This window comes from Streptomyces lacrimifluminis (assembly GCF_014646095.1).
In the GTDB taxonomy this organism is placed as follows: domain Bacteria; phylum Actinomycetota; class Actinomycetes; order Streptomycetales; family Streptomycetaceae; genus Streptomyces; species Streptomyces lacrimifluminis.
Genome location: NZ_BMMU01000005.1, coordinates 165140 through 182922 on the forward strand (window position 1 = coordinate 165140; position 17783 = coordinate 182922).

The following is a 17783-nucleotide window of genomic DNA, read 5'->3' on the forward strand; positions in this document are numbered from 1 at the left end:
GCCGCCAGTGATCATAACTATTCGCCCGCGCGCATCGGTCGGCGCACGGCCGCACAAGGGGGCGCATGGCCAATATGGTCGGGGCATGACGACCGAGCCTGTCTCCTTCCCCCGTCGGCACGCCCGCACCCAGCGATTCACGCTCGGCGCGCCCCGGGCCTTCGCCGTGGCGCCCGACGGTTCGCGGGTCGCCTACCTGCGGTCCTCCGCCGGTACCGACCGGGCGAACAAGCTGTGGGTGCTTGATCTCCCCGGGGGTGGTGAGCGCGTCGCCGCCGACCCGTTCGTGCTCCTCGGCGGGGCCGACGAGAAGCTGTCCGCCGAGGAACGGGCGCGTCGGGAGCGCAGCCGGGAGGGCAGCGCCGGGATCGTGGGATACGCCACCGACTCGGCCGTCGAACTGGCCGCCTTCGCCTTGTCCGGGCGGCTTTTCGTGGCCGAACTGCAGGCCGGGACGGTGCGTGAGATCCCCGCCCGGGGACAGGTGATCGACCCGCGTCCCTCCCCCGACGGTCGCCTCGTCGCGTACGTCGCGGACGGCGCCCTGTGCCTCACCGACCTGGCCGGCGAGCGGGACCACGCGCTCGCGGAACCGGAGTCGGAGACGGTGACGTACGGGCTGGCCGAGTTCATCGCGGCCGAGGAGATGGCCCGTTCGCGCGGCTTCTGGTGGTCCCCCGAGTCCGACCGGCTGCTGGTCGCACGGGCCGACGACGCGCCCGTGGACCGCTGGTGGATCTCCGATCCGGCGCATCCGGAACGGGAACCGCAACGGGTCGCGTATCCGGCGGCGGGCACCCTGAACGCGGAGGTACGGCTCTTCGTACTCACCCTCGAAGGGGTGCGCACCGAGGTCGTCTGGGACCGGAAGAAGTACCCCTATCTGGCGCGTGTGCACTGGTCAGGGGCGGGTGCGCCGCTGATTCTGGTCCAGTCGCGGGACCAGCGCGGGCAGCTCTTCCTGGCCGTGGACCCGGAATCGGGGACAACCCGGATGGTCCACGCGGAGGAAGATCCACATTGGCTTGATCTTTTCCCTGGCGTGCCCTGCTGGAGCCCCTCCGGACAGCTTGTGCGCATCTCCGACGAGGGTGGCGCCAGGGTGCTGGCGGTCGGTGAACGGCCCCTGACAGGAGCCCAGTTGCACGTCCGGGCGGTGCTGGACGTGTCGGCCGACGACGTACTCGTGGCCGCGTCGGCAGGCGAGGCGGCGGTCGGCACCGAGATCGGCGAAGTGCACGTCTATCGAGTGAATGAGCTCGGGCATGAGCGCGTCTCGCAAGAGCCAGGCGCGCACTCGGCGGTTCGCGCCGGGGGCGTGACCGTGCTGGTGTCGGCGGTGCCGGACCGGCCGGGGGCCCAGGTGCAGGTGCTCCGGGACGGGAAGCATGCGGCGACCGTCACCTCGTACGCCGAAGACCCCGGTTTGTCCCCGCGCATGACCCTCACCGAGGGGGGCGCACGCCGAATTCCATGCGCCCTGCTTATGCCGAGCGACTACGACGGCGTCACTCCCCTCCCTGTCCTCATGGACCCCTACGGTGGTCCGCACGGCCCCCGGGTGGTCGCCGCACACAACGCGCACCTCACCTCGCAGTGGTTCGCCGACCAGGGTTTCGCGGTGGTCGTGGCCGACGGGCGGGGTACGCCGGGGCGGTCGCCGGCCTGGGAGAAAGCCGTCCACGGTGACTTCACGCTGTCGCTGGACGACCAGGTCGACGCCTTGCGGGACCTCGCCGAGCGCCACCCGCTCGATCTCTCCCGGGTGGCGATCCGGGGCTGGTCGTACGGCGGCTGGCTCGCGGGACTGGCGGTGCTGCGGCGCCCGGACGTCTTCCACGCGGGCATCGCGGGCGCCCCGGTGACGGACTGGCGGCTGTACGACACGCACTACACGGAGCGGTATCTCGGCGACCCGGGCGCGGCACCGGAGGCGTACGCGAACAGTTCGCTCGTCACCGACGGGGGTCTCTCGTCCCCCGCCGAGCCGCACCGGCCGCTGATGGTCGTCCACGGCACCGCCGACGACAACGTGGTCTTCGCACACGCCCTGCGTCTGTCCTCGGCCCTGCTGGCCGCGGGCCGCCCGCACGAGGTGCTCCCCCTGTCGGGCGTCACCCACATGACCCCGCAGGAACAGGTCGCGGAGAACCTGCTGCTGCTTCAGGTGGACTTCCTGAAGAGGGCGTTGGGGCTGATCTAGGGCTCGTGCAGGTACGGCAACGGGCCGGGGCTACATGGCGAGCCCCGGCCCGTTTACGGCACCCGCACGGCCGTACGTTTCTCAGAGTGGACCGTCCGTATATCGAGATCGGGTCGGCCAAGTTGCCTCCGTGTTAACGCGGTTCGTGCATACTTATGCGCTTATTTCGCCCCGTCAGCAAGATCGTCCGCAGCGTCCGCAGGAGGCTCCCCGATCGGCACCACCCGCTTCTCCTCCGCGAAATGGCAGGCAGAGTCATGTGCCGCCGGTCCCGTCGTCCGCCGGAACTCGGCGGGGACCGTCAGCAGCGGAACCTCCAGGGCGCACCGTTCCCGCGCCTTCCAGCAGCGGGTGCGGAAGCGGCAGCCGGAGGGCGGGTTGGCCGGCGAGGGCACGTCACCGGTGAGGATGATCCGCTCCCGGCGTTCACGGGCCTCGGGGTCGGGGACGGGCACGGCGGAGAGGAGTGCCTGGGTGTAGGGGTGCGTCGGGTGGTCGTAGATCTCGGCGTCACGGCCCGTCTCCACGATCCGGCCGAGGTACATCACCCCGACCCGGTCCGAGATGTGCCGGACGATCGACAGGTCGTGGGCGATGAAGACGTACGAGAGGGCGAACTCGCTCTGGAGCCGGTCCATCAGGTTGATCACCTGCGCCTGCACCGAGACGTCGAGCGCCGACACCGGTTCGTCGGCGACGATGATCTCGGGGCGCAGTGCCAACCCCCGCGCGATACCGATGCGTTGGCGCTGGCCACCGGAGAACTGGTGGGGATAGCGGTTGATGTACTCGGGGTTGAGGCCGACCACGTCCAGCAGGTCCTGGACCTTCCGGCGCCGGTCGCCCTTGGGCGCGACCTCGGGGTGGATCTCGTAGGGCTCCCCGATGATGTCTCCCACCGTCATACGGGGGTTGAGGGAGGTGTACGGGTCCTGGAAGACCATCTGGATGTTGCGGCGTACGGCCTTCAGGGCTCGGCCGGACAGCTTGGTGATGTCATCGCCCTTGTACAGGATCGTCCCGGCCGTCGGCTTCTCCAGGTTGACCAGCATCCTGGCCACGGTCGACTTGCCGCAGCCGGACTCGCCGACGATGCCCAGGGTTTCGCCGGCGCCGAGTGTGAAGTCGACTCCGTCGACGGCCCGGACGGCGCCGACCTGCTTCTTGAGGAGGATGCCCTGGGTGAGCGGGTAGTGCTTGACGAGTCCGCTCACTTCGAGGATCGCCTCGGACGTCTCAGGCATCGAGCGTCTCCCTCCAGAAGTGGCAGGCGCTCGTGCGCACCCCGTCTTCCGAGTCCACCTCGTACAGCGGGGGTACGTCCGTGCGGCAGATGTCCCGGGCCATCGGGCACCGCGGGTTGAAGGCGCAGCCCGGCGGGATGTTCATCAGGTTCGGCGGGAGGCCCTTGATGGCGTACAGCTCGCGGCCCTTCTGGTCGAGGCGCGGAATCGACTCCAGCAGGCCCTTGGTGTACGGGTGGGCGGGCGCCTTGTAGATGTCGTGGACCGGCGCCGACTCGACGATCCGGCCCGCGTACATGACGGCGATCCGGTCGGCGACGTCCGCGACGACTCCCAGGTCGTGGGTGATGAGGATCAAGCCCATGTCCAGCTCGCGCCGCAACTCCGCCAGGAGGTCCATCACCTGGGCCTGGACCGTCACGTCGAGGGCCGTCGTCGGTTCGTCGGCGATGATCAGGGCCGGTTCCAGGGCCAGCGCCATGGCGATCATGATGCGCTGGCGCATGCCTCCGGAGAACTGGTGCGGGTAGTCGCGTACGCGCTGGGCAGCCGCTGGAATGCGGACGCGGTCCATCAGCTCGATCGCCTTGGCCCTGGCGTCCTTTCGGGACAGTCCGCGGTGCACGGTGAACATCTCGCCGAGCTGGTCGCCGACGGAGAGGACCGGGTTGAGGGAGGACAGGGCGTCCTGGAAGATCATCGCCATCCGGGCGCCCCGGACCTTGCGGCGCTCCTCCTCCTTGAAGGTGAGCAGGTCCTTGCCCTGGAAGAGGATCTCGCCGCCGGTGATCTTCCCGGGCGGGGTGTCCAGGATGCCCATGACCGCCTGGGCCGTCACCGACTTGCCGGAGCCGGACTCGCCGAGCACGGCGAGGGTCTCGCCCGCGTCCACGCTGTAGGTGACGCCGTTGACGGCCTTGGCGACCCCGTCCCGGGTTCTGAACTCCACGTGGAGGTCGCGTACTTCGAGGAGCATGGCGCCGGTCACCTCAGCTTCGGGTCGAGGGCGTCGCGCACCGCGTCGCCGAGCATGATGAACGCGAGCACGGTGACCGCGAGCGCTCCGGACGGCCACAGGAGGGCGTGCGGGGCGTTGCGGATGTACGGGGAGGCCGCGCTGATGTCGATGCCCCAGGAGACGGTGGGCGGCTTCAGACCGACGCCCAGGTACGACAGGGTGGCCTCCAGCGCGATGTACGTACCGAGCGCGATGGTCGCCACGACGATCACGGGCGCCACGGCGTTGGGCGTGATGTGGCGCAGCAGCATGCGGGAGTTGGACGCGCCGAGGGCGCGCGCCGCCTGGACGTAGTCGTTCTGTTTGGCGGTGATGACCGAGCCGCGGGCGATCCGGGAGATCTGCGGCCAGCCGAGCAGCACCATGAACCCGATGACCGGCCAGACCGTCGAGCTGGTCACCACGGAGAGCAGGACCAGGCCGCCGAGGACGACCGGGATCGCGAAGAAGACGTCGGTGATCCGGGACAGCACCGAGTCCCAGGTCCCGCCGAAGAACCCGGCGAGCCCGCCGAGGACGGACCCGAGGACCGCGACCCCGAGCGTGGCGCAGACGCCGACCGTGACGGACGTACGGGCACCGTAGACCGTGCGCGTGTAGACGTCGCAGCCCTGGCCGTCGTAGCCGAAGGGATGGCCGGGGCCGGAACTCTTCTGGGCGTTGGCGAGGTCGCACTTCAACGGGTTGCCGGAGGCGATCAGCGAGGGCCAGATCGAGATGATCACCAGGAAGAGGATGATCAGCCCGGAGACGATGAAGACGGGGTTGCGGCGCAGGTCGAGCCAGGCGTCGGACCAGAGGGAGCGAGGTTTGTCGGCCGGGTCCCCTCCTGGCCCGGCGCCCGGCCCCTTCTCCAAGGTCTCCGCCTCGCTGGTGGCGAGGTCCATGGCGCCGCCCATGCCGGTCGCGGCCATGGCGCCCTCGGGTGCGCCTCTGTCGCCCGTGGACTGGGGTTCAGGCATAGCGGATCCTCGGGTCGAGTACGGCGTACAGGAGGTCGACGAGCAGGTTGGCGACCAGGAAGACGAGGACGAGGACGGTCACGAAGCCGACGACCGTCTGGGTGTTCTGGCGGAGGATGCCCTGGTAGAGCTGGTAGCCGACGCCGTGGATGTTGAAGATCCGCTCGGTGACGATCGCCCCGCCCATCAGCGCGCCGATGTCCGTGCCGATGAAGGTGACCACGGGGATGAGCGAGTTGCGCAGGAGGTGGCGGGTGATCACCCGGCGCCGGGGCAGACCCTTGGCGACCGCTGTACGGACGTAGTCGGAGCGTCTGTTCTCGGCGATGGACGTGCGGGTCAGGCGGGTCACGTAGGCCAGCGAGACGGAGGCCAGGACCAGGCCCGGCACGATCAGTTCGTCGAAGGTGGCGTCCGTCGACACGGAGGGCTTGATCCAGCCCCACTCGACGCCCAGCAGCAGCTGGAGCAGGAGACCGGTGACGAAGGTCGGCACCGAGATGACGACCAGGGTGACCAGGAGGACGCCGGTGTCGACGGGCCTGCCTCGGCGCAGGCCCGTGATCACGCCCAGGGTGATGCCGATGACGATCTCGAAGAACACGGCGACGACGGTGAGACGGATGGTGACGGGGAAAGCCGTCGACATCAGCTCGGTGACCTTCTGGCCGTTGAAGGCGGTGCCGAAGTCGCCGGTGAAGACGTTGCCCATGTAGGTCAGGTATTGCTGCCACACGGGCTTGTCGAGGCCGAACTCCTTGCGGAGCTGGGCGGCCGTGGCCGGGTCGCACTGCCGGTCGCCGCAGAGGCCGGCGATGGGGTCGCCCATCACGTTCACCATCAGGAAGATCAACAGTGTGGCGCCGATGAAGACCGGGATCATCTGCAGCAGACGCCGGATCACATACCGTCCCATGAGGGCTCCGGAGATAGTGGGGGCGGGCGCTCCGGGAAACCCGCCCCCGGCGGCTCAGCTGACCTTGATCTCGCTGTACACGGGCAGGCTGAACGGGCTCAGGGCCACGTTCGAGAGGCGCTCCGAGTAGCCGGCACTGCCGTTCTGGTACCAGAGCGGGATGGCGCCCATGTCGTCCCGCAGCACCTCCTCGGCCTGCTGGAACAGGTCGACGGCCTTGGCCTGGTCGGTCTCCGCGTTGGCCTCGTCGACGAGCTTGTCGAACTCCTTGTTGGTCCACTTGCCGTCGTTGGAGGAGGCGTTGGTGTAGTAGAGCGGCTGGAGGAAGTTCTGGATGAGCGGGTAGTCCATCTGCCAGCCGGCCCGGAACGGGCCCGACATCTTGGACTGCGTGATCTGGTTGCGGAAGTCGGCGAAGGTGCCGACCGGGTTGGCGACGCAGGCCTTGTCGTTGTCGAGCACGTTGTTGACGCTGTTGCAGACCGCGTCGACCCACTGCTTGTGCGAGCCGGAGTCCGCGTTGTACGAGATCTTGACCTGGCCGCCGGGGAACCCGCCGCCCTCCTCGATGAGCTTCTTGGCCTCCTCGGGGTCGTACTCGCAGGCGTCGCCGCACAGGTCCGCCTTGAAGCCGCCCTCCTCGCCGAGGACGGGTGAGGTCCAGTCGCCGGCGGGGGTGCGGGTCTTCTGGAAGATGGTGTCGGTGATCTGCTCGCGGTTGATCGCGCGGGAGAGTCCGGTGCGGACCTTCTCCATGCCGGGCTTGGCCCAGTCCTTGTCGTAGAACGGGAAGGCGAGGGTCTGGATGATGCCGGCGGGGGTGTTGATGTACCGGTCACCGAGGTCGCTCTTGACGTTCCCCAGCTGGGCGGCGGGCACGTCGTCGACGAGGTCGAGGTTGCCGGCCATCAGGTCGGTGTAGGCGGTGTTGTTGTCGGTGTAGACCTTGAGGTCGACGCCGCCGTTCCGGGCCTTGTCCGTTCCGGAGTAGGCGTCCCACTTCCGCAGGGACATCTGCGAGCCCTTGGTGTACGAGTCGATCGCGTACGGGCCGTTGCCGACGGGCTTGCTCACCCAGGCCGCGTGGTCCTTGAAGAAGGCCTGGGGCAGCGGCGAGAAGGCCGCGTAGCCGAGGGTGTCGGGGAAGGTCGAGAACTTCTGGTTGAGCTTGACGGTGAAGGTGTTGGTGCCGGTCACCACGAGCCCGGAGAGGGTGTCGGCGGTCTGCTTGCTGCCGTCCTCGGGGTGCGCCTTGTCGTAGCCGTCGATGTAGCCGAAGAAGTAGGCGTTCTTCTGGTTGTTCTTCAGGCTGGCGCCGTAGTTCCAGGCGTCGACGAACGACTTGGCGGTGACGGCCTCGCCGTTGCTGAACTTCCAGCCGTCCTTGATGGTGACGGTGAAGTTCTGCGAGTCGGTCGTCTCGATCTTCTCGGCCATCATGTCGTTGGCCTTGCCGGTCCTGGCGTCGTACCGCTTCAGTCCGCGGAAGATCATGTCGAGGACCTTGCCGCCCTGCACCTCGTTCGTGTTGGCGGGCTCCAGCGGGTTCTGCGGGTCGCCCCAGGACGAGCTGAGGATGCCGGAGCCGTCACCGGTGCCGCTGCCGCCACCGCTGTCGTCGTCACCGCCCCCGCAGGCGGTCGCCGTGAGGGCTACCGCCACCGCGCATGCGGCCCATCGGGCGTGCGTGGCTCCACGCATGGAGTGCCTCCAGTTCAGTGCGCCGTACCGTTACCGGCCAATATCGGTTGATAGCACCCATAGCGCACGTCTACTCGGCCCGTCCGTGTTTTCCTCCCGCTTTGGTCATGGCCGTCCAAAGCTGACCCACGTGGCGCACCAGCCCTGGGTCAAAGGACAAAAGTCCAGATCAAAGGCGTCATGGAAACATTGACGCCGACTGAACCAGCGCTGAAAAGTCGCGTTCAGCCCGCTGTTCTGCTGTACGCGGGGCCCCTCACCACTCCGGGCCTGGAGCACCATGACCTCGCCTCTGTCTTCCGCCACCGCACCCCGGGTGACGGCCGATCCCGGCGCCGTACCGCCGACGCCGTCCGCGCCGGTCCGCGGCGGCACCGGCCGCTCGCCGGGGCGGATCGCCTGGCTGCGCTTCCGACGCGACCGCACCGGCGTCGTCTCGGCCGTCGTGGTCGTGCTGTTCTTCGTGGCGGGCATCGCGGCCCCGCTGATCGCCACGGTCTACGGCAAGGACCCGTACACGACCTACGGCCAGAACGGCACCGGTCTGCTGAACGAGTTCGGGTTCCCGATCCGGCCCAACGGCGGGATCAGCGGCGACTTCTGGTTCGGGGTCGAGCCGCAGCTCGGCCGGGACGTCTTCACCCTGCTGCTCTACGGCATCCGCAACTCGCTGCTCATCGCCACGGTGACGACCGTGCTGGTCACCCTGTTCGGCATCGCCGTGGGTCTCACGGCCGGTTATCTGGGCGGGCGGATCGACGGCTTCGTCGGCCGGGTCATCGACATCCTGCTGGCGTTCCCCTCCACCCTGTTCTTCATCGCCTTCTGGCCGGTGATGATCTCCGTCTTCGTGTCGCCGGAGGAGAACACCCCGACCTGGCTGACCGTCGTCAGCCTCATCTCCGTGATGACCGCGTTCGGCTGGGCGCCCATCGCCCGGCTGCTGCGCGGTGAGGTACTCGCCCTGCGCGAGCGGGAGTTCGTGGAGTCCGCCAAGGTCACCGGCGCCTCCCCGGCCCGGATCATCTTCCGGGAGCTGCTGCCCAACCTGTGGACCCCGATCCTCATCCAGGCCACCCTCGCGCTGCCCATGTACGTCACCACCGAGGCGGCGCTCGCCTTCCTCGGGGTCGGGCTCAGCGACCCCACGCCCGACTGGGGCGTGATGATCCAGCGCGGGGCGCAGGTCTACCAGAACGACATCACCTACATGCTCTTCCCCGGCCTGTCGATGGTGATCTTCGTGATCGCCTTCAACCTCCTCGGCGACTCCGTGCGCGACGCACTGGACCCGAAGACCAGGCGCTGAACAGCAGCGCCCCCATCACCGCCCCGCACCGGCCTCGCACCGCCCCGCAGGAAATCCGGAACCACCGGGAAACACCCCTTCTCCCTGATTCAGGCAGGACACCCCATGTCTCTCTCCCGCAGAAACTTCGTCATAGCCACCTCGGTAGCCGCCGGCGGCTCCATGGTCCTGTCCGCGTGCAGCAGCGGTGGCGGGGGCGGCGGTACGTCGGGGGGCGGCGACGCGGCCGGAACCGGCAAGTACTCGTCGGTCACCATCGGCACCAAGGAGGACTCCACCGGGCCCGCGCCGGAGATCCCGGGGGCGAGGAAGGGCGGCACGATCCGGCCGATCGGCCCGCAGGACTTCTCGCACCTCGACCCGCAGCGCATCTACTACTCGTGGAACTCCGAGGTCGGCAACCTCTACATCCGCTGCCTGACCGGCTACCGCGTCGACGGCGGCGCGATGAAGCTCGTCGGCGACCTCGCCACCGACACCGGCACCATGGCGGACGGCGGCAAGACCTGGACCTTCACCCTGAAGGACGGGCTGAAGTGGGAGGACGGCAGCGAGCTGACCGTCGACGACGTACGGCACGGCATCGAGCGCGGTTTCGCGAGCTTCACCACCGAGGGTGCCACCTACCTCCAGGCCGCGCTGACCGGCACCAACGACTTCCGCTCGGTCTACAAGGGCCCGTACAGCGGCAAGCACCTCGACTCGGTCGTCACGGACACCGCGAAGAAGACGATCACCTTCCACCTCAAGACGGCCCGCCCGGACCTCAACTGGACGCTGGCCATGCAGTCGTACGGAGCGGTGTCCGCCAAGCACGACACCAAGGAGAAGTACGACAAGGACCCGTTCTCCTGCGGGCCCTACCGGCTCTCCCAGCACTCCGTCGACAAGTCGCTGACGATGGTCCGCAACACCCACTGGGACCCGGCGACCGACCCGATCCGCAACGCCTACCCGGACTCGTTCGCCTTCGAGTTCGGTCCGGAGTCCCTCCAGAGCACCGACCGGCTGATCGCGGACTCCGGGACCGACCAGTACGCGGTGATGGCGTACAGCGGAGTACCCGCCGAGCGCATCCAGAAGGTACTGACGACGCCCGCGCTGAAGAGCCGTACCGTCGACGGACTGCTGACGGGCCTGTACTACTACGCCATCAACTGCAGGCGGATCACCGACCTGAAGGTCCGGCAGGCGCTCAACTACGCCTGGCCGTTGCAGCAGATCCGGACCATCTACGGGGGTCCCTCCGCCGGCGACTACGCGACGACGATCCTCGGCCCGGACATGGCGGGCCGGGTGAAGTTCGACGTCTACGGCAAGCTGACGAAGCCACAGGGCGACACCGCGAAGGCCAAGGCGCTGCTGAAGGAGGCCGGCAAGCTCGGCCAGAAGATCGTCTACACCTACCCGCAGGGCGGCAACGACGCCTACGAGAAGACGAAGGTCGTCATCGCCAACGCCCTGAAGGAGGCGGGCTTCGACCCGGTGATCAAGCCGGTGGAGTCGACCAGCTACTACGACCAGATCCAGCAGGTCGACAACTCCTTCGACGTGATGTGGTTCGGCTGGTCCCCCGACTGGCCCACCGGCTACACCATGCTCCAGCCCCTCTTCGACGGACGGACGATCGCCAACGGCGCGAACAACGTCTCGCAGCTGAAGGTGAACTGGGTCGACGCGGCGATCGACAAGGCCGCCTCCCTCACCGACCCGACGAAGGCCAACGCGGCGTGGGCGGCGCTGGACAAGGAGCTCATGGAGAAGGAGGCACCGATCATCCCCGAGACGTATCAGCGCCGCTTCTATCTGTACGGCAGCAAGGTCGGCGGTGCCGAGTACGACCCGTTGAACTCGTCGTTCGTGCTCTACAAGTTGTACGCGAAGTCGTAGGCGGTTCTTTTGCTGGGGGCCAGTGGGGGCTGGTCGCGCCCCGCGGCGGAGCCGCACATCGATACAGCCCCGCGCCCCTTCGGGGGCGCCCCCCTACGGGCCGCCCCATCCCGCCCACCCGACCACTCCGGCATCGGTCACCGCCCATCAGGGACCGGTGCCGGGGGTTCCGCCAGGGAATCCGATCGCCATGTTCCGCTTCATCCTCCGCCGGACGCTCAGCGCGCTGATGATCCTCCTCGTCATCAGCGCGATCACCTTCGTCCTCTTCTACGTCGCCCCGCGCGACCCGGCCCGCAGCGCCTGCGGCAAGCTCTGCACGCCGGAGACGCTCGCGCTCGTCCGTCGCAACCTGGGCATCGACGAACCGCTGCCGGTGCAGTACTGGCACTGGCTGGCGGGTGTGTTCGTGGGCCGCGACTACACCGGCCTCGGGCACTGCGCGGCGCCCTGCCTCGGCTACTCGTTCACCAACCACGAACCGGTCCTCGGCCTGATCACCAACCGCTTCCCCACCACGCTCTCCCTCGCGCTGGGCAGCACGGTGGTGTTCGTGGTCCTCGGCGTCGGTACGGGCATGCTCGCGGCGGTGAAGCAGGGCCGGGCCCTGGACAAGATCGCGTCGTCGGTCTCGCTGATCGGCTCGTCCCTGCAGATCTACATCGTCGGCGTGGTGGCCATGTACTACCTCTCCGACCAGTGGGGCATCCTCCCCCGCCCCCAGGACAGCGTCGGCTTCACCCAGGATCCGGCGGCCTGGTTCAAGGGCCTGCTGCTGCCCTGGTTCGTCCTCGCGATCATCTTCACCGCCAACTACACCCGGATGACCCGCTCCCAGCTCGTGGAGACCCTCGCCGAGGACTACGTCCGTACGGCCCGCGCCAAGGGTCTGTCCCGCCGCACGGTGTTCTTCCGGTTCGCCTGGCGGGGCGCGATGGGCCCGATCGTCACGATCCTGGGCCTGGACATCGGCTATCTGCTCGGCGGCGCGATCATCACGGAGGAGACCTTCGGTCTGCACGGCATCGGCGCCCTGTCCATCAAGGCGGTACGGGACAACGACCTGCCGCTGCTGCTGGGGGTGGTCCTGGTGGCCGCGGCGGCGATCGTCGTGGCGAACATCGTGGTGGACGCGGTGTACGCGCTGATCGACCCGCGGATCAGGCTGGCGTAGGGGGACTTCGGTGACCTTAGTGCCTGATCCCCCGCGCGAACCCTTCCTGTCCGTACGGGACCTGAAGGTGCACTTCACCACCGACGACGCTGTGGTGAGAGCCGTGGACGGCCTGTCCTTCGACGTCGAGCGCGGCCGGACCCTGGGCATCGTCGGCGAGTCCGGCTCGGGCAAGTCGGTGACGAACCTGGCGATCCTGGGCCTGCACGACCGCACACGCACGACGCTGTCCGGCGAGATCGTCCTGGACGGCACGGAGTTGCTGACCTCGCGGGAACGAGAACTGGAGAAACTCCGCGGCAGCAGGATGGCGATGATCTTCCAGGACGCGCTGGCGTCCCTGTCGCCGTTCCACACGGTGGGCCGGCAGATCGCGGAGACGTACGCCAAGCACACGGGCGCGTCCAGGAGGGAGTCCAGGGCACGCGCGGTGGAGATGCTGAGGCGGGTCGGCATCCCACAGCCGACACTCCGCGCCGACGACTACCCCCACCAGTTCTCCGGCGGTATGCGCCAACGGGCCATGATCGCCATGGCGTTGGTGTGCGACCCCGAACTCCTGATCGCCGACGAGCCGACGACTTCCCTGGACGTCACGGTGCAGGCCCAGATCATGGACCTGCTGGGGGACCTCCAGCAGGAGTTCGGCACCTCGATCGTCTTCATCACGCACGACCTGGGCGTCATCTCCCGTGTGGCGGACGACATCCTGGTGATGTACGCGGGCCGGGCGGTGGAGCGAGGCACCCGGGCCGAGGTCCTGAGGGCACCCCAACACCCGTACACCTGGGGCCTGTTGGACTCGATGCCGACACTGCGCGCCCCGGTGGACGTCCCCCTGTCCCCGATCCCGGGCACTCCCCCGTCGCTCCTCGACCCGCTCCCGGGCTGCCGCTTCCGCCCGCGCTGCGCGTTCACCGAGCAGGTCCCGACGGACCGCTGCGCGACCGAGCGCCCGCTCCTGCCCCGTACGCCCGCCCATGGCGCGGCCTGCCATCTGACGCGGGTGCAGCGCACGGAGTTCCACGCGGACTACGTCACCGCGCAGGTCTGCTGATCAGCCCGACTCCCCGCGCTCCACGCAGAACTCGTTGCCCTCGGGGTCTCCCAACACTCCGTTCTAGCAGTTCTGGAGTGTCGCCATGGTGGCATCGTCCCTGGTCAAGCCCCGTAGCGGGGAACCGTCCGTCCCTACCGAGGGGATGACGACCACTCGCAACCCCCTAGCCGGGACGGTCCACATCGAGACGCTACGGGGCGTGCGGTGCGTCCGGCTCTCTGTACTCACTGACGAGACCACCAGCCCCGAGCGGCAGCGCGAAGCCGACGACATAGCGGCGGGCGCGCTCAATATCGTGTTCGGCGAGGGTGACGGGCTCCGCGAAGCCGTGGACCTTGACGTGTCCGCGAGCAAGGTTTCCCCGTTCGACCGTCCCGCGCTCGGGCAGTGGCTCGCCCGTCCCGACGAGTTCGACGCGCTTGTCTGGTGGCGCTTCGACCGTGCCATCCGGTCCATGAGCGACATGCACGACCTAGCGAAGTGGGCGAAGCAACACCGCAAGATGTTGGTCTTTGCCGAGGGCATCGGCGGGGGTCGGCTGGTGTTCGACTTCCGCAACCCCATGGACCCCATGTCCGAACTCATGATGATGATGCTTGCCTTTGCCGCCCAAGTGGAGTCGCAGAGCATCAGCGACCGAGTAACCGGAGCCATGGCAGCCATGCGCCGGATGCCGCTTCGGTGGCGGGGTGGCGGCAAGCCCCCGTACGGCTGCATGCCCGCCCCCATGCCCGAGGAACACGGCGGGGTCGGCTGGACGCTCGTACCCGACCCGGACGCCGTACTGATCATTGAGCGAATCGTTCGAGAGCTGTTGGAAGGCAAGACCGCTTCCGCCGTGGCCATCGGGCTCAATGAGGACCAGGTTCCGAGCCCGCGTGATCACTGGGCAGTGAAGCAGAACCGTGCCAAGGGTGGACGGCCCGGCGGAGCCAAGGGGCTCATCCGAGACGCGTTCAACTGGAACCCCACCGTGCTAACCCGGATGCTCAAGAACCCGACGTTGCTCGGGTGGAAGATGCACCAGGGCAAGCCCGTCCGGGACGACCAGGGCAACCCGATCATGAGCACCGAGACACCGATCATGACGCGGGAAGAGTTCGACCGTATCGGCGCACTGCTCGGCTCGCGCAGCATCGAGAACGGGGACCGCACGGACACCGACGCGCTTCTGTTGCGCGTGATCCACTGCGACTCGTGCGGGGGCCGCATGTACCTGAACAAGCAGAAGAGCAAGAAGAACCAAGCCCCTGTCTACAAGTGCAACTTTCACGCGCGGGGCGGCAACTGCGACGCTCCCGCGCACATCCGGGGTGACTGGGTGGACGAGCACGTAACCGCCGAGTTCCTGCGACTGGTCGGACCGATCCAGACGAAACACGTAGTCGAGATTCCGGGCTATGACCCCGAGCCCGAGCTACGCGCCACCCTCGCCGAGTTCGAGGAACACCAGAAGCAAGAGGGACGCCAGAAGTCCCGGCACGCGCGGCAGGCATGGCAGGAACGTGCGGACGCGTTGGACAACCGCATAGCCGAGCTGGAGACCCGCGAAAAGGTCCAACCGCAACGCGTCGTGACCCCCACGGGCCGCACGTTCGCGGACGAGTGGACAGCCGCAGACACAGCGGGCCGACGAGCCATGCTCATTGAAGCGGGGGTGCGGCTGGACGTACGGCGCGGCACCCGTGGCGGATGGCGGAAGCTGGACACGTCCCGCGTGGACTTCACCATGACGGGTGAGCTGGACCCCGCCGCGGAAGGTGTGGCCGTAGCCGCTGCGGACGTGACAGCCGAAGCCAACCGCACGGACATGCCCGCAATACCCGGTGTCGTGGCACGGCTCGCGCAGACCACGGCCGAACCGGTGCACACCCTCGCCGAGCCTGTTGCCGACCCTGCCCGAGAGCATCCCGAGCCCGTTGCCGAGCTGGTGCCCGAGCGGGTTCCGGTCCTCGCCTAGCCCCCTGTACGGCCCCGAGACAGCCCCGGTAGTCCCTGTGACCGCCGGGGCTGCCTTGTGCCCGCACGTGGACCCTCGGGGCTCCGGGCAGGCAGCGCGACCAGCGGACAGCCCATGACGGTATGACGGATAGACCTACTTTTTTGAATGCACATAGAAAAATAGAGAGAAAACCAAAACGGCATCCGAACCGTCATCCCGTCATAGCCCCGAACGGCGGGGAGACCTTCCGTCCCTACTACTCCCGGAAGCAAGTGGACGAGCGGGACCGACGCCCCGAGGGCGGGAGACCTTCCGTCCCTACTACTTCCGAGAGAGGGACCAGGGACTACCGCGCACCCCGCTAGCCCGGAAACGGCGGACCGAGTGCCCACCCTCACCAACAGCTCTGCCCGTGCACCACGCACCCGTTCGGGGTGGCCGCAGGGGTCGTGAGGCAGAGCGCGGGGAGATCACACCGCCCATGAGTAACCGGCTCGTCCGCGAGTCGCTGAAACGGGTTGTAAGCCCGTGTGGTCTCCCCACCATGTCCGGACCGGCCGAGCCGGCGAGGACGAACGCCAAGCCCACTGACCCAACGGAAGAGGTGCGCGGTACCGGCCCCGACTCGGGGATGTCGGCCGCAGAGTTCCCCGGTTCAAGTCCGGGGGTGGGCACGCAACAACGAGCACCAGGACGACGACCAGGGGGTGAGCATGCGGTGTGTTGACTGCACCGAGCCCGCCACTCACCGGGGCCGCTGCGAGGGTCACCACCAGCTCTACGAACGGCGTGCTTCGGTCCGTGCTCGGCGAGTCCGCCGTGCGGTGCTGGTCCGGGTGTTCTCGGGGGCCGCTCGGCTCCGCGCTTTGGTCGGTGCCCGTGGTGGTGCTCGCTGTGCGCGGTGCGGGTCGCTCGTCCTCGCGGACGTGGTGGATGTGGACCACGTGCAGCCGCTCGCCCTCGGTGGCGAGGACACGGACACGAACGTTCAACCCCTTTGCCACGGCTGCCATATAGACAAGACGGGCGAGGACTTTAGCGGCTAGTGAGCCACGCTGTGACCCCGCTACCGAGCACGGTTACGCAGAGCGTGGCGAGTCGCACCGGGGCACGCTGAATCGTCAAGTGGAGTGCACCGCAGCGTAGTTCGAAGTAGGGGGCTACGGGCTTTGGCTTTGCTCGCTGGCTGGTCACGTGTGCTCCCTGTCGACGGTTCGGGCTCTGCGTCTAATCGAACCCTGTGCCCACTTGGGGGGCGGCACTTCGCCACCGTTCGCCACCCTATTAATCGCTATCCCCCCTCGTGGCTAGGAGGTGATCCCCCATGCCGCGTAGGCCCCGCCCCCCTTGCTCGGTACCCGGCTGCCCGGAACTGACCACGGGCGGACGCTGCCCCCAGCACGCCAAGGAAGCGGAGCAGCAGCGAGGGACGACCACGGCCAAGGGATACGGGGTCCGATGGGAGCGCATCCGGCGCCGTTACCTCTACGCGCATCCGTGGTGCGTGCTGTGCAGCAAGACAGCGACCGTTGCCGACCACTTCCCCGAGTCACGGCGTGCGCTGGTCGCTCGGGGTGTCGCCAATCCGGATGCGTTCTCTTGTCTCCGTCCGCTGTGCACGACGTGCCATAACCGCGAGACCGCGAAGCACCAGCCCGGCGGTTGGGCTTCCGAACGGGTCAAGCCGCGCTTGCCCGAGCCCCCGACCAGGGCGTGACCCCCCTCCCTCGCCCCAAAAGAACGGCAGGGAGGCAAAAAACTTGCGCCGCAGCTACCGCCCTTTGCGCGGGGCTCTGCGCTGCCCACATGACCAGCTCACGACCCATGGGAGGGGTGAGGGAATGGCAGACCCAACGCGTAAGACACCGCCGTTGCAGGTGATCCGCGAGGGGAACCCCGGCAAGCGCCCCGTTTCCGAGGGGGTGCGGGTTCCGCCCGCCGAGCTGTCCGAGCCCGATTGGCTGGACACGTTCGGGGACGCTGGTGGAGACCAGGGCGCGGTGAACGCCCGGTGCCGGGAAGTCGCTTCCCGCGAGTGGCAACGAGTCGTCCCCGTGCTGGAGTTCACGGCCGGTATCGGCACCGTGGACACCGCCACGCTCACGGACTACTGCATTTGCGTCGCCCGTATCGACCAGTGCGAGCGCGAGATTTCCGCGAACGGGATTCTCATGCAGGGCGAGCGCGGGATGCAGAAGAACGGCGCTACCACGATCGTCGGGCAGTACCGCACTCAGCTTGCCCGGTACATCGGAGAACTCGGCTTGTCCCCGTCTGCCCGTGGCCGGCTGACACCGCCGGATGACCGCGGGGGCGAGGATGACGGGATCTTCGACTGACGCTCTGCCCGTCCCGCTGGACGCG

General features: G+C 68.1%; 13 protein-coding genes. 8 read left to right on the top strand and 5 right to left on the bottom strand.

The features are described from left to right. The first annotated feature begins 85 nt into the window (after positions 1-85). Positions 86-2203: a S9 family peptidase gene (locus IEY89_RS10700; RefSeq protein ID WP_189147083.1), complete on the top strand. Its 2118-nt coding sequence runs from the start codon at positions 86-88 to the stop codon at positions 2201-2203. A gap of 161 nt (positions 2204-2364) precedes the next feature. Here IEY89_RS10700 and IEY89_RS10705 read toward each other — a convergent pair whose 3' ends face one another. Genes IEY89_RS10705 through IEY89_RS10725 form a run of 5 tightly spaced genes read right to left on the bottom strand, consistent with a single transcriptional unit; the run spans position 2365 to position 8044 of the window. Next, positions 2365-3447 (bottom strand): ABC transporter ATP-binding protein, encoded by a 1083-nt coding sequence (locus IEY89_RS10705; RefSeq protein ID WP_189147084.1) that lies wholly within the window; start codon positions 3445-3447, stop codon positions 2365-2367. Continuing rightward, the gene (locus IEY89_RS10710) at positions 3440-4423 is read right to left on the bottom strand and encodes an ABC transporter ATP-binding protein (RefSeq protein ID WP_189147085.1); all 984 of its coding nucleotides are present in this window, start codon (positions 4421-4423) and stop codon (positions 3440-3442) included. The genes IEY89_RS10705 and IEY89_RS10710 overlap by 8 nt, the downstream gene beginning before the upstream one ends. Before the next feature lie 8 nt (positions 4424-4431). Beyond that, positions 4432-5427, bottom strand: a complete 996-nt coding sequence (locus tag IEY89_RS10715; protein WP_189147086.1) for an ABC transporter permease — start codon at positions 5425-5427, stop codon at positions 4432-4434. Next, positions 5420-6343 (bottom strand): ABC transporter permease, encoded by a 924-nt coding sequence (locus tag IEY89_RS10720; protein ID WP_189147087.1) that lies wholly within the window; start codon positions 6341-6343, stop codon positions 5420-5422. The genes IEY89_RS10715 and IEY89_RS10720 overlap by 8 nt, the downstream gene beginning before the upstream one ends. 54 nt (positions 6344-6397) lie before the next feature. Next, on the bottom strand, positions 6398-8044 hold the full coding sequence (locus IEY89_RS10725) for a peptide ABC transporter substrate-binding protein (RefSeq protein WP_189147088.1): 1647 nt from the start codon (positions 8042-8044) through the stop codon (positions 6398-6400). Between the two features lie 280 nt (positions 8045-8324). On the opposite strand from IEY89_RS10725, the gene IEY89_RS10730 reads away from it, so the two are divergent. From IEY89_RS10730 to IEY89_RS10760, 7 genes are all read left to right on the top strand, one after another. Continuing rightward, on the top strand, positions 8325-9353 hold the full coding sequence (locus tag IEY89_RS10730) for an ABC transporter permease (RefSeq protein WP_229695142.1): 1029 nt from the start codon (positions 8325-8327) through the stop codon (positions 9351-9353). Between the two features lie 105 nt (positions 9354-9458). After that, positions 9459-11243 (top strand): ABC transporter substrate-binding protein, encoded by a 1785-nt coding sequence (locus IEY89_RS10735; protein ID WP_189147089.1) that lies wholly within the window; start codon positions 9459-9461, stop codon positions 11241-11243. 190 nt (positions 11244-11433) lie between these two features. Beyond that, positions 11434-12417 carry an ABC transporter permease gene (locus IEY89_RS10740; RefSeq protein WP_189147090.1) on the top strand — a complete coding sequence of 328 codons (984 nt, stop codon included), beginning with the start codon at positions 11434-11436 and terminating at the stop codon, positions 12415-12417. Between the two features lie 19 nt (positions 12418-12436). Then, complete coding sequence (locus tag IEY89_RS10745; RefSeq protein ID WP_189147091.1) at positions 12437-13474, top strand: ABC transporter ATP-binding protein; 1038 nt, start codon at positions 12437-12439, stop codon at positions 13472-13474. Positions 13475-13619: 145 nt separating this feature from the next. Beyond that, positions 13620-15437, top strand: coding sequence for a recombinase family protein (locus IEY89_RS10750; RefSeq protein ID WP_189147092.1), 1818 nt, complete (start codon positions 13620-13622; stop codon positions 15435-15437). Positions 15438-16132: 695 nt separating this feature from the next. Beyond that, complete coding sequence (locus IEY89_RS10755; protein ID WP_189147093.1) at positions 16133-16465, top strand: HNH endonuclease; 333 nt, start codon at positions 16133-16135, stop codon at positions 16463-16465. Between the two features lie 831 nt (positions 16466-17296). Then, complete coding sequence (locus IEY89_RS10760) at positions 17297-17758, top strand: phage terminase small subunit P27 family (RefSeq protein WP_229695165.1); 462 nt, start codon at positions 17297-17299, stop codon at positions 17756-17758. Positions 17759-17783 lie beyond the last annotated feature (25 nt).

Coding starts and splice junctions, on each gene's coding strand:
- IEY89_RS10700 (WP_189147083.1), top strand. CDS start 86: ATGACGACCGAGCCTGTCTCCTTCCCCCGTCGGCACGCCCGCACCCAG.
- IEY89_RS10705 (WP_189147084.1), bottom strand. CDS start 3,447: ATGCCTGAGACGTCCGAGGCGATCCTCGAAGTGAGCGGACTCGTCAAG.
- IEY89_RS10710 (WP_189147085.1), bottom strand. CDS start 4,423: ATGCTCCTCGAAGTACGCGACCTCCACGTGGAGTTCAGAACCCGGGAC.
- IEY89_RS10715 (WP_189147086.1), bottom strand. CDS start 5,427: ATGCCTGAACCCCAGTCCACGGGCGACAGAGGCGCACCCGAGGGCGCC.
- IEY89_RS10720 (WP_189147087.1), bottom strand. CDS start 6,343: ATGGGACGGTATGTGATCCGGCGTCTGCTGCAGATGATCCCGGTCTTC.
- IEY89_RS10725 (WP_189147088.1), bottom strand. CDS start 8,044: ATGCGTGGAGCCACGCACGCCCGATGGGCCGCATGCGCGGTGGCGGTA.
- IEY89_RS10730 (WP_229695142.1), top strand. CDS start 8,325: ATGACCTCGCCTCTGTCTTCCGCCACCGCACCCCGGGTGACGGCCGAT.
- IEY89_RS10735 (WP_189147089.1), top strand. CDS start 9,459: ATGTCTCTCTCCCGCAGAAACTTCGTCATAGCCACCTCGGTAGCCGCC.
- IEY89_RS10740 (WP_189147090.1), top strand. CDS start 11,434: ATGTTCCGCTTCATCCTCCGCCGGACGCTCAGCGCGCTGATGATCCTC.
- IEY89_RS10750 (WP_189147092.1), top strand. CDS start 13,620: ATGACGACCACTCGCAACCCCCTAGCCGGGACGGTCCACATCGAGACG.
- IEY89_RS10755 (WP_189147093.1), top strand. CDS start 16,133: ATGCGGTGTGTTGACTGCACCGAGCCCGCCACTCACCGGGGCCGCTGC.